Origin of the sequence: Paracoccus isoporae (assembly GCF_900101865.1) — a bacterium.
GTDB lineage: Bacteria > Pseudomonadota > Alphaproteobacteria > Rhodobacterales > Rhodobacteraceae > Paracoccus > Paracoccus isoporae.
This window is the reverse complement of sequence record NZ_FNAH01000005.1, coordinates 235,536-246,641: the sequence shown is the minus strand read 5'-3', so window position 1 is coordinate 246,641 and position 11,106 is coordinate 235,536. Positions and strand designations below refer to the sequence as shown.

General features: G+C 61.8%; 9 protein-coding genes. 2 read left to right on the top strand and 7 right to left on the bottom strand.

Annotated elements, in window-relative coordinates:
* The 3 genes from BLT73_RS17600 to BLT73_RS10305 all read right to left on the bottom strand — a co-directional run.
* Nucleotides 1-149: helix-turn-helix domain-containing protein (locus BLT73_RS17600; RefSeq protein WP_245727240.1), on the bottom strand; the 149-nt coding region annotated here is incomplete at its 3' end.
* A 467-nt stretch (nucleotides 150-616) separates the two neighbouring features.
* The gene (locus tag BLT73_RS10310; RefSeq protein ID WP_090523610.1) at nucleotides 617-2,089 is read right to left on the bottom strand and encodes a S1 family peptidase; all 1,473 of its coding nucleotides are present in this window, start codon (nucleotides 2,087-2,089) and stop codon (nucleotides 617-619) included.
* The gene (locus tag BLT73_RS10305) at nucleotides 2,086-2,766 is read right to left on the bottom strand and encodes a hypothetical protein (protein ID WP_090523608.1); all 681 of its coding nucleotides are present in this window, start codon (nucleotides 2,764-2,766) and stop codon (nucleotides 2,086-2,088) included. Before BLT73_RS10305 ends, BLT73_RS10310 begins: the two co-directional genes overlap by 4 nt.
* 402 nt (nucleotides 2,767-3,168) lie before the next feature.
* Between BLT73_RS10305 and wecB the strand changes: the two genes are divergently transcribed.
* Both wecB and wecC read left to right on the top strand, forming a co-directional pair.
* Nucleotides 3,169-4,305: a non-hydrolyzing UDP-N-acetylglucosamine 2-epimerase gene (gene wecB, locus BLT73_RS10300; protein WP_281246296.1), complete on the top strand. Its 1,137-nt coding sequence runs from the start codon at nucleotides 3,169-3,171 to the stop codon at nucleotides 4,303-4,305.
* Nucleotides 4,302-5,570 (top strand): UDP-N-acetyl-D-mannosamine dehydrogenase, encoded by a 1,269-nt coding sequence (wecC, locus tag BLT73_RS10295; RefSeq protein WP_090523605.1) that lies wholly within the window; start codon nucleotides 4,302-4,304, stop codon nucleotides 5,568-5,570. The genes wecB and wecC overlap by 4 nt, the downstream gene beginning before the upstream one ends.
* A gap of 49 nt (nucleotides 5,571-5,619) precedes the next feature.
* Here the strand turns inward: wecC and BLT73_RS10290 are convergent, their stop codons facing one another.
* The 4 genes from BLT73_RS10290 to BLT73_RS10275 form a co-directional block, all read right to left on the bottom strand.
* Nucleotides 5,620-7,449, bottom strand: coding sequence for a heparinase II/III domain-containing protein (locus BLT73_RS10290; RefSeq protein ID WP_090523603.1), 1,830 nt, complete (start codon nucleotides 7,447-7,449; stop codon nucleotides 5,620-5,622).
* Between the two features lie 132 nt (nucleotides 7,450-7,581).
* A complete protein-coding gene (locus BLT73_RS10285; protein WP_090523602.1) occupies nucleotides 7,582-7,833 on the bottom strand; it encodes a hypothetical protein in 252 nt (83 codons plus the stop codon).
* Entirely contained in the window at nucleotides 7,830-9,383 is a 1,554-nt protein-coding gene (locus BLT73_RS10280) for a glycosyltransferase family 4 protein (protein ID WP_176805034.1), read from the bottom strand. Before BLT73_RS10280 ends, BLT73_RS10285 begins: the two co-directional genes overlap by 4 nt.
* 135 nt (nucleotides 9,384-9,518) lie before the next feature.
* A complete protein-coding gene (locus tag BLT73_RS10275; RefSeq protein ID WP_090523600.1) occupies nucleotides 9,519-10,943 on the bottom strand; it encodes a coiled-coil domain-containing protein in 1,425 nt (474 codons plus the stop codon).
* Nucleotides 10,944-11,106 lie beyond the last annotated feature (163 nt).

The window sequence follows — 11,106 nt, the reverse complement described above, 5'->3', positions numbered from 1 at the left end:
GCATGCCCTTTTGTCCTGATCGCACGCAACCATCGCGATCCGGTCGCCGCTGATAACTGCAACCGCGCCGCCGCAGCCCGACCGCTGAAACCTTTCTCAATCAATCGCTGGAAACGAACCCGAAGTGCCGCGGGCAAAGGTGCTGACATGACTAATCCTCCCTGATCGGAGGGAATCACGATCAAAGCTTGAGCGAAAGCCCAAACGATTCAGGGTTTGGACGAAAAGCTCTAGTGATCGAGGAGGCCGAAATCGCGGCAGATCGTTGGAAATGTCGGTCGTTGTTGGAGCGCTAACTCTTCCATGCCTGCCGCCGGGTTGCTCGGCTTTGAGCCTGTTTGCCAGCACGACGACGTTGAAGGAGGGGCTACTTTTGCGGCGACGGATGCAGGGCCGGCCAATATCGGCAGCCAGATGTGATTTCCCGTTTCCGGTGCCGCCGATGAAGGCGTCGTCGCGCTGCGATTCGAGGAACTCTGCCCTGACGTGGTTGCGCGGCAGCACTTCCGCACCGCAACGCCTAACAGCAGCCGCTCAGCGCCGACAATCCCGCCATCATTCCACCTGCCCGCCGATCTGCAACCCGGCCGTCACCCGCGTGACCAGGCTCCCCCGCTCAGATCGGCGGCATCGTCGTCAGATGAACGGCGAGGGCTGCGCGCGCCCAATCGCTGTTGGGATCGAGTGACCTGCACGCCTCCACAACGCCGAACTGGCAATTCTGCGCCGCCTCGGCCGCGACCACGGTGGTCCGCACCGCGCTGACGCCTGCGTAATCCGGGCCGCGCAGGACATGGCTGAGGAAGACGTAATTCATCGCGACGACATCCGGCCCGACCCATTGCGGAGTGCCGAAGCCCTTGCGGTTGACCATAAAGCCGTCAGGCCGGCCGATCGGGGCCATGTAGGTAAACATCGGATCGACCGGAAGGCCCTGCGGGAACTGCACCGCGAAACTCGCCTCGAAATTCTGCGAGAAGCTCTGGATTTCCCATTGGCGTTGGTTCTCGGGCAAGGATGGCAGATGTCTCGTCACGATATTCATGCTGATGCTGGGGCTGACCACCGCCCAACAGCCGACCGGACCGGGCATCAGCTCTGCCCCGGATGGGACCGGGATCGTCGCGCCGGATTGCAGGTCCACCCAGACATCGAAGCGGAATGCGTCAGCCATTGCAGGATCGGGCATCACGGCGAACAGGATCTTCTCCAGCCCGGCCGGGTCGTCGGTGGACTGCCGAAGTTCGGCCAGCGAAGCGATGCTCTGGCGTTTGAGCGAGAAATCGCCGCAGGCCACCGTCGGCACATCCTGCTGCGGCGCCTGGTAGGAAAAGCTGTAGGCCGAGGCCGGGTCGGGAAGCTGCCGGTCGGGGATGGTCTGCCAGGCCGCATTATCCAGAAGATAGCGCGCCTGCACGGCCCAGACGATCCCGCTCGCCCCGTCTTGAAGCCCGCCCGCTCCGATCGCCGCGACCGAGCCGTCCGGCGCGAACAGCGGCGCCCCCGAATGGCCGCTGACCATGTTGCCATCAAGACGCAGAATGGCGGTGTCGAGGCTCCATGGCCCGCTTCGTTCGATCTCCTGCCGGATCCCGGACGGCAGCATGTCCCGGAGTTGCGCACCGTCGGCATCATTGGCGGCCGAGAGCGTCAGAAGCTTGTCGTCGGGGGTGGGCGCACCAAGCGCATAGCCCACCACCGCCACCTGCGTATGGGGCACGGGAAGCGCGGCCGACAGCCGGACCGGATCGCGCCCGGAACTGTCTGTCAGGCGCAGGATCAGAAGATCACGCTCGGCCAGTTTGCGGTCCGCCCTTGCGGCCAGGACCGGGCCGTTCGGAAACTGCACGCGGATGGAGCCGCATCCCGCGACGACATGCCTGGCGGTCACGGCGCTTTCCGCATCCGGCCAGACAAAGGCCGTCCCGGTCCGGCTGCTGCTGTCCGGGCAGTCACTTGCAATGACCTGCCCGACCTGCGTCAGCGCGTCCTGGACGATCTTGGGCGACGGACGCTGCGCCAGGGTTTGGGCCGCCGCCGGAAGCCCGGTCAGGGCGACAAGGGCGAGAGCCGCCAGCCCGCGCCTCATTGCGCGGCCTTCTTCCCGCACCGCTCCTGAAACGCGGCTTCGGCGAAGACCGCCCGATCCGCGACTGGCAGCGCCTTGCCGATGCGGCCGAAACTGGCCCAGGGCTCGGGCGACAGCGCCATGGCGTCCAGCCTTGTGTCGGGCGCGGGCATGGTGCGGGCGTCCAGACCGGCGCAATTCGGATCAGCCCCGCCATCCTCGGATCCGAAGGCATAGGGGGCGGAGGCCGGGGGCGTCGCGGGCGCGGCGGTCTGGGCCAGATGCCCGGTCCGAAGCCCGGTCAGGTCGAAAATGGCCAGATCATGCGCGCGCGACGGCTCCATCCCCTCCACCGCGAACCCCTCGACCCGGTCCGCGAAGCTGGGTCCAAGCGCCCCGTGGGAGCGCAGGGCGATGCCACCCGCGAAGGCGATCGCCATGGCGAAGCCAAACCCAGCGATCCGCGCCGCGCCCAGCTTCGGCGCAAGGGGTCCGATGCTGCCGCCAAAGCCGAAAAACGTGCCGATCAGCGCGAGAAATGCGGCAATCACCGACGCAATCACCGGGCTGGCCGAGAGCCCGACAAGTATGCCGACCAGACATCCCAAAGCGATGCCGGCCAGCAGATCAGGCAGAATTCCGGTCGAAACGCCCTCGGGCCTGTCGCTCTGATCCGAGGGGGCCAGTTTTTCTGTCATCGAAACATTCTCCGCCCGAAGCACCCCGTGGTGATTTGCTGGAAAATCTCATGCGTTGATATAACGATTGTCAACTTAAGCCGTTGAAAAATCAATATCGACGATCTTTCACCGCCCGGAAATTCTGCACCACGCAAAAGCGGAGCCGGAGAAATTTACGCTGCGGCGTGGTGTCGTGTTCGCGCAGCCGTCTCCCGGGACATCTGCAATTTTGCAGGAATAAGCTGACGATTGCGTCCGCACGGGCTACCTGAACCAGCCGCCGCTCACCTCGGCGCGGCTGATTTGCCACATGAAAGCAGTCCCGCAGACAGCGCAAAGAAATTCCGGCGTTGAGGGTGGAACTGCCATTTCTTTGCTTCTAGAAAGCACGCGTTGCTCAACCTAAGGATGGATGAAGAATTGCGTGTCCTTACAGTGTTCGGGACCCGGCCCGAAGCGATCAAGATGGCCCCGCTCGTCACCGGGCTCGCCGGCGATCCGAGGTTCGACAGCCAGGTCTGCATCACCGCCCAGCACCGTGAAATGCTCGATCAGGTCATGTCTCTGTTCGACATCGAACCCGACCATGATCTGAACGTGATGCGGGCAGGACAGGATCTCTACGACGTGACCGCCAGCATCCTGAAAGGTCTGCGCGAGGTTCTGGCCGATTCCCGCCCGGATATCGTGCTCGTTCACGGCGACACGGCGACGACGCTCTCGGCCACGCTGGCCGCCTATTACGCCCGCATCCCGGTCGGCCATGTCGAGGCGGGGCTGCGGACCGGGAACCTGTATTCCCCCTGGCCCGAGGAAGGCAATCGCCGCGTCACCGGCGCCCTGGCCGCGCTGCATTTCGCCCCGACCGAGAATTCCCGCGCCAGCCTCCTGCGCGAGAATGTCAGCGATGACAGCATCGTCGTGACTGGCAACACGGTGATCGACGCGCTGCTTCAGGTGGTGGACCGGATCAAGACGGACGCGTCGCTGGAGCGGGAGCTGGCGGCGCGCTTCGACTTTCTCGATCCCGCAAAGCGGATGATTCTCGTGACCGGCCACCGGCGCGAAAGCTTCGGCGGCGGGTTTGAACGCATCTGCGAGGCGCTGCGGCAGCTTGCGATCAAGTTCCCCGAGGTGAATATCGTCTATCCGATGCACATGAACCCGAATGTGCGCGAACCCGTGCAGCGGCTGCTCGGCGATGCCGCGAACATCCATCTGATCGAACCGCTGGATTACCTGCCGTTCATCGGGCTGATGAACCGCTCGCATCTCATCATCACCGATTCCGGCGGCATCCAGGAAGAGGCGCCCTCGCTCGGAAAGCCGGTGCTGGTCATGCGGGATACGACCGAACGCCCGGAGGCGGTGGAAGCAGGAACCGTCCGGCTGGTCGGCACCGAGACCGACCGGATCGTCACGGAAGCGTCGCGCCTGCTGGAGGATCCGGCGGCCTACGACGAGATGAGCTTTTCGCATAACCCCTATGGCGACGGGCAGGCCGTGCCACGGATTCTGGATGCGTTGCTGAAATTCAAGAACAAGGGACAGAAATGAAATTCGACAGCATCTGCATGGTGGGCCTGGGCTATATCGGGCTGCCCACGGCCGTCGTCTTCGCGCTGCGCGGCGTCAAGGTCATCGGTCTGGACGTGAACGAGCGCGCGGTCGACAGCATCAACCGGGGCCAGACCCATATCGTCGAGCCCGGCCTGGAGGACGCGCTGCGCCGGACCGTTTCGGCAGGTCATCTGCGGGCAACCACCACGCCGGAGGCCGCCGACGCCTTCCTGATCGCCGTGCCGACGCCCTTCATCGACGAGGGTGAGGGCCATGATCCGGATCTCTCATTCGTCGAATCCGCGGCCCGCTCGATCGCGCCGGTGCTGAAGAAGGGCGATCTGGTGATCCTGGAATCCACCAGTCCTGTGGGCGCGACCGAACAGATGGCCGGCTGGCTGGCCGAGATGCGGCCTGATCTCAGCTTTCCGCAGACCGAGGGAGAGGCATCCGACATCCGCATCGCCCATTGCCCCGAGCGGATCCTGCCCGGACATGCGCTGCGCGAACTGGTCAGCAATGACCGGATCATCGGCGGGATGACACCGGCCTGCGCCAGCCGCGCGCGCCAGCTCTACAAGCTGGCGGTCGAGGGGGATTGCATCGAAACCGATTGCCGCACGGCCGAAATGGCCAAGCTGACCGAAAACAGCTTCCGCGACGTCAATATCGCCTTCGCCAACGAGCTTTCAGTGATCTGCGACCGGCTTGACATCAATGTCTGGGAGCTGATCCGCCTGGCCAACCGCCATCCGCGCGTGAATATCCTCCAGCCCGGACCCGGTGTCGGCGGCCATTGCATCGCGGTCGATCCGTGGTTCATCGTGAGCCAGGCGCCCGAAGAGGCCCGCATCATCCGCGCCGCGCGCGAGATCAACGACGCCAAGCCGGACTGGGTTCTGGCCAGGATCCATCAGGCCGTGGCCGAACATGCCGCGACTTCGGATCAGCCGGCCCGAATCGCCTGCTTCGGCCTCGCCTTCAAGCCGAATATCGACGATCTGCGCGAAAGCCCCGCGCTGAGCATCGCCACGCGGCTCACCGAGCTCTACCCGGGTCAGGTCGATGTGGTCGAACCCTTTGTCCGGGAGCTTCCCCCGGCACTTGACGGCAAGACCCGTCTGATGAGCGCGAGCGAGGCCCTGTCCGCCTGCGACATCGTCGTCCTGCTCGTCGATCACGACGATTTCAAGGCCATGCCGGCCCCTTCCGGCACGCGCATCATAGACACGCGCGGGGTGTGGACGGGGCGGCCGTCCTAGGGGCTACCGCGTCAAACGGACCAGTATGTAGTGCGTCGCGGCAGATTGCTTAATCTGCCGCGATGATCTTCAGGCCGTCGTCTCGATGAACACTGACGCTGTGATCCCCGGCCTCATCTGACCAGTTCAGCCTGAAGCGACGGCCGGTCACATTGCAGCGGCTTGCTTCGAAATCCGGTTCGGGTGCATTCGCGAAGGTGAACAAGGTGGCGAAGACGCCGGTGGTGGATCCGGTTTGGCGAAACCCGAAGGCTGGTGCTGGCTCGGCCTCTCGCTCCGTGCCGGACCACCATCCCTGAAGGCGCGGCTCTCTGACGCCAGTTTCGACCTCGGTCGATTCAGTGCCGGGTAGCAGCGCGACGACACACAGCTTCTGGCCAAGCACCGTTTCCATTTCAAATCCACCGGCTGATTGCGTCACTTGGCTTCCCGGCGCCGCGTGAAACCATTGGGTGACATCATGCGGTTGCTTCAGATTATCGGTGAAGACATCGAAGGTGATCAGCCATTCTGCGGGGCGAAACACCAGAACACGTTCATGCCGGATCGAACCGAACTGCTTGCATGCCGATTCTATTGCGAAAGTGCCATCCGCTTCAGCCGAATCCACGATGCCGCTGCCATAGGGTTTGGCCCCGAGGCGCGGGCTGCTGCGCGTGTCGAACTCGAGCGTGTTATGTGCACGGGTCGACTCGACAAACAACCGCATCGGGTCGCTGTACCAACTCCCATCCAGCCAAGCTTCCGAGCCCTTCTCGGCCATCCCCAGATAACCGTACCGACCTGCATCGACAAGCAGTGGCTCACCTCGATCGAACCAGACGAAACTGAGATCATCTGCGTGTTTGTGCGCGCGGGAATGGAAGCACGCCGTCTGAGCAAGATAGCTGTCCTGCGATGGCACGCCCTCATCGCCAGCCGCGATTCTCACGACCGCGTAGCCGGAATCGTCGAACCGCTTGAGGCCACGCGGCACCGACAGATCATGCGGAGGCTCGGTCGCGACCGCGCGCATCAGTACGGTATCCCAACGCTCCGCCGCGGCCTCAGCTGAACACAGGACGCTATGGCTGTCGCTGTCGCCAAAGTTGACCACCCGGCCGGACGGGAAGATAAACCAGGCAAGCGACTCTTCAATTAGATGTGCGCGCTGTCGCAAAGTATCATCCGAGATTAGGCCGCTTCGAACAATTCCCTGCAGCGCGCTGAGCACCATGCGGTGATAATTTGGTGAATGTTCGCGATGGACGCCTTCCGCACTGAATTGCTTGTCTAATATCCGATGGAATCGTTCCAGGCCCTGATCGTAGAGTTCTTGCATCGGCTGAGAGGTGGCGCCGAACCTTCTGCCAAGCGCCAACTGTCCCGCAATTTGGTAGTAACCGTGATTATTCTGAAAAATTATCTTGGCATCGTCGGCCAATTCGGCACGATGTGCCTCAAGCGCTCCGTACAGAATCTCACGCGTCTCGTCATTGATCAATCCAGCTTCCTCGGCGGCCTGCGTGAGATATGCCAGCCGGTAAGCGCGCATGCCCACAGCCATGTCGTACCAAGCCATGTTATCAACGTCCTTCGCGTCTCGCGGGTGTTTTTTGGCCCAGTCGAGGCTAACCTTCAGCGGAAGATCCAAATATTTAGCGTCTCCGGTCCGCGAATGCGCGACGAGGAGCAAATCTATCATACCAAGCGAGTGGATAGAGAAGCTCCAAGATCGCAGGGATTGATCGTTGAGTGTCCAGGGAATTTCGTCCTGCAGCATTAACACTGGATAGCCTCGCGACTTCCAGCCGCTTTTAATAATTGCGTCTGCTCGCCGGACATAGCTCGCCGCGACAATGCCTGCCAGATTTTCGTAAGCGTGTATCAACTTAGTCATAAGGTCTTATTTTCCATGCCTAACTTAGAACGAGTAGCCCGTTGGCTCCGAATGATCCGCCGCCATCTTAAAAATTCGGCGACTTTACGCTGCAGATAGCTCGAAAAATGCACAGCGATTTCGTGATGAAAGTCACACGCAGCGAAATCCCATGCCAAGCCTAGAACCGAGCGTTTGCTGCACATTGACCTTCAAGCAGAATGAATTCTGCGACAGGTCACGCAGCGAGCCTGTCCAAGATGCACCTGGCTCCAGTTCCTGAAACGCGCAGAATTCATCTGCGACCTTGTCATGCACCACGACGCGGCAGGGTTCATTCACCCCGTCATCCGCCGGATTCACGCAAAACTCGTAGAAACGGTCGATGCGCTCCTGTTCACTCATAATTGCTGCATCCAATGCTTCACCCGCTCACCCATGCTGCGCCAGGTGCGCTCGGCCAGGATATAGCGTCGTGCATTCTGCCCAAGCGACCGGCGGATGTCCCGATCTTCGATGAGCTTGGCCAGCTTCGTCGCGAGATCATCGGCATTGCCTTTCTGAAATACCAGCCCGGTCTGGCCGCCCTCGACCATCTCGGCCATGGCACGCACGGAGGACATGACCACCGCCTTTCCCGCCGCCATCGCTTCGAGCGGCTTCAGCGGTGACACCAGTTCGGTGACCGGCTGGGGCTTGCGGGGGAATGGTGCGATATCGATCAGCGAATACCAGGCATCCACTTGCTCGTGGGGAACCCGACCCGGTGTGATGAGCCAGTCTCCAAGCCCGCTCTCTCGCGCGATCTCGGCGATTTCCGCCTCGACGGTTCCATTCGTATTTCCTCCGACCAGAACCAAGCGGAAGACATGGCCTTCGCGCCGCAGGCGCGCACAGGCGCGTGTCAGATCGTCCAGCCCCTCATATTGCACGAAAGAGCCGATATAGCCGATGACCGGGACGCCCTGCGGAATGCTCCACTTTTCTGCCAGCGCATCGGCGCGTGGCTGCGGGCAGAACTGCGCCGTGTCGCAGGAGTTCGGCAGGAGGGAAATCTTGTCGCGCGCGACGCCGCGCCGGACCAACTCGTCCCGCATCGGCGAGGCGAGCGTGAAGACGTGATCGCAGGCTGCCGCAACCCGTGATTCAAGCGCCTTCTGCGCGCGGAATTTCATGGTTTTCTCGAGCCCGGAATCGCGCGAGAGTTGCGTGACCTCCCAGAAGCCACGAACCTCGTAGGCAATCGGCAAACCGCAGCGGTGTGCAGCCATCACCGCCGGGATTGCCGCGACATAATTCGATGCCACCATCACCGCCTGTGGCCTGATCTCCCTCAGCCGCCGTTCAATCTGGTCCGCCGCATCAGCGAAATACATCTGGCTGCGACCCCGGCCGCTGCGTTTGGGATGCAACTGGCGAAGATAGGTGATGCCGTCGATCAGATCGGATTCAGGGATAAACGCGGGAAGATCCTTGACCACATCCAGGGGAAAGCCAGGGCGAGTAAGGCAGACCAGATCGACACCCGCCTCTCGCAGCCCGGTTGCAACGCCGTGACCACGCGTCGCGTATCCGTTCGTCAGATAGGGGCGGCTGTGATGAAGCAGATACAGAAGGCGCCCGGGTGTGGGCACCACCGGGTCAATTGCAATCGCGGGGAGTTCGTCCAGACGCGCAAGCCCGTAAAGCTCGTCCCCCTCCAGGCTGACAAGCTCTCGTTCGATGGCCGGGCTCATGCTGTTCGCAGCCCTCAGTTTCCCGGCGAGATGCTTCATCGCCGCCAAGGCCGTCTCGATGTCTGCCGTCTCGCGCGCGTAAGAAAGGCATCTTCGCGCCCGCACTTCGTCGAGCTCCCCGGATTTCAGAATCACCTTTAGCAAGGAAAAATCCGAGCTTGTTCGTCCCAAATCAAGCAGTTCGTCCGCTGCCGCGGCCAGAGCTGATGTCTTGGTCAACACATCGTCCCTCATCAGGCAAACACATCCGAATTCATTTTGAAATCACGGTTCTACTGAATTGCGAGGCATCTGTTGCCCCGGTGCGCTTACTAGAATTTCTTCAACAGGTTAAGCGGCATATCCCCACGATGTTCAACGACCTCGCAGCAGCTTCGTCGCTTTTCTAAGAGGCGAAGTTACTTTCCACGAACTGCTGTGCAGCAGCGCGTCACGATGTGCGGTCATGTCCGAGGCAACCTGGCTCGTGTGCGCCAGGCGCTGTTCCTGTTCAGACAGCAGGCTTTCCAGTTCGGCTCGACGCGCGCGCTCTGCCTCGAGCGCAACTTCCAATTCCGCGCATCTCGCGTGCTCTTGTGCCAGCTTTGCCGCAGCGGCGTCCCGTTCCGCAGTGAATTTCCCGGTGAGCGCGGCGATATCCCCGATGCGCTCATCATGAGATTTCCGCGCTTCGGACAGCTCGGTTCTCGCCTGCTCCAGAGCGGCCTTCGCCATGTCAGCCCCGGACTTCGCATCGGCGAGGGCTCCTGTCGCCTCTTCAGCATCACGGCGCGCAGCCTCACACTGCGCTCTAAGCGTTTCGCTCTCGGCGATCAGATCCGACTTCGACGCTTCGATCTCCTCCAGCACCTGCTGAAGATCATGCAGCCGAGCGGCCATCTCCGCCTGCCGGTCATGCTGGGTCTTTTCCGCGGCATCGGCGCTTTTCACCTCTGACTTCAGGGATTTGATCTCTGCAAGGTTTTCCTTGAGGCGTCCGGTCATGTCCTTCTTTTCGCGGCGCAGATCACGGCTCTGCTGTATGGCCACAAGACCCTGGCCCAGGCGATTGAACGCCTGCCGCATCGTCCGCCAGGAGGACTGATCCGGCGCCTGACGCGCGAGGCGCCGCAATTGCTCCGGCTGGTCAGAACCGCGAAGCATCACGAGAACTTCGGCCCCGTCGCTGACCACGGGGCGCAGGGTGAGCCTTGGCCAATCATCCTCACCCAGAGCACGCTTTGCGACCTGATCGGCCAGCACCTTTTTCGGATTGATGACCGCGATCACTGCACTGCCGGACAGCTTCGGAAGGATCTCGTCGCACAGCAGATCCCAGCCGACTCGTTCGAGGGGCGCGCCGATCACGAGCAGATCCACCTCTTCCGGCAGGCTCGATATGTCATCGACGTCAGCAACGATCTCCGAGAAATCCGTGTATTGCGTGATGTGCTGATAGTTCATGCCGGAGGACAGCGTGACCTCACCCGAATCGAGCGCGAGGCAGAGGGAATTTCCATTCAGACGTTCCGCCGCCTGGCACAGCGCCATATAGGCGATGCCGTCATCCATCCCGAGCTGCACGATCTGGCGCGCTGACGTGACCTCGCTCAACCAAAACAGGAACGGCACCTGCCCCAGAACCGGCGAGGCGGCGACGTGACGCGGCGCCCAGAACGCTGCCTGTCCAAGTGGCTGCGTCGGCAGGTGCTGATCCATGACAGAGGGCAAGTCGTTTTTCGGCGGTTGCGAGGGCAAGCTCTGCGGATTGCGGATGTCATTGTCTTTTGAGGAGGTCATGGAAATCTTTCGTCAGTCGGAGTCGGACATTGCCGCTCACATACACCAAACTACCCAGGTTGGTGAACCTTCTTGTCGAGGCGGACGCAGCAACCGCAAGCCATCTGGTTCGTCTGGCATTAAACTCCGGTTAACCATCGATTAAACCTGCAACATGGAGCCA

Coding starts and splice junctions, on each gene's coding strand:
- BLT73_RS10305 (WP_090523608.1), bottom strand. CDS start 2,766: ATGACAGAAAAACTGGCCCCCTCGGATCAGAGCGACAGGCCCGAGGGC.
- wecC (WP_090523605.1), top strand. CDS start 4,302: ATGAAATTCGACAGCATCTGCATGGTGGGCCTGGGCTATATCGGGCTG.
- BLT73_RS10310 (WP_090523610.1), bottom strand. CDS start 2,089: ATGAGGCGCGGGCTGGCGGCTCTCGCCCTTGTCGCCCTGACCGGGCTT.
- BLT73_RS10285 (WP_090523602.1), bottom strand. CDS start 7,833: ATGAGTGAACAGGAGCGCATCGACCGTTTCTACGAGTTTTGCGTGAAT.
- BLT73_RS10290 (WP_090523603.1), bottom strand. CDS start 7,449: ATGACTAAGTTGATACACGCTTACGAAAATCTGGCAGGCATTGTCGCG.
- BLT73_RS10275 (WP_090523600.1), bottom strand. CDS start 10,943: ATGACCTCCTCAAAAGACAATGACATCCGCAATCCGCAGAGCTTGCCC.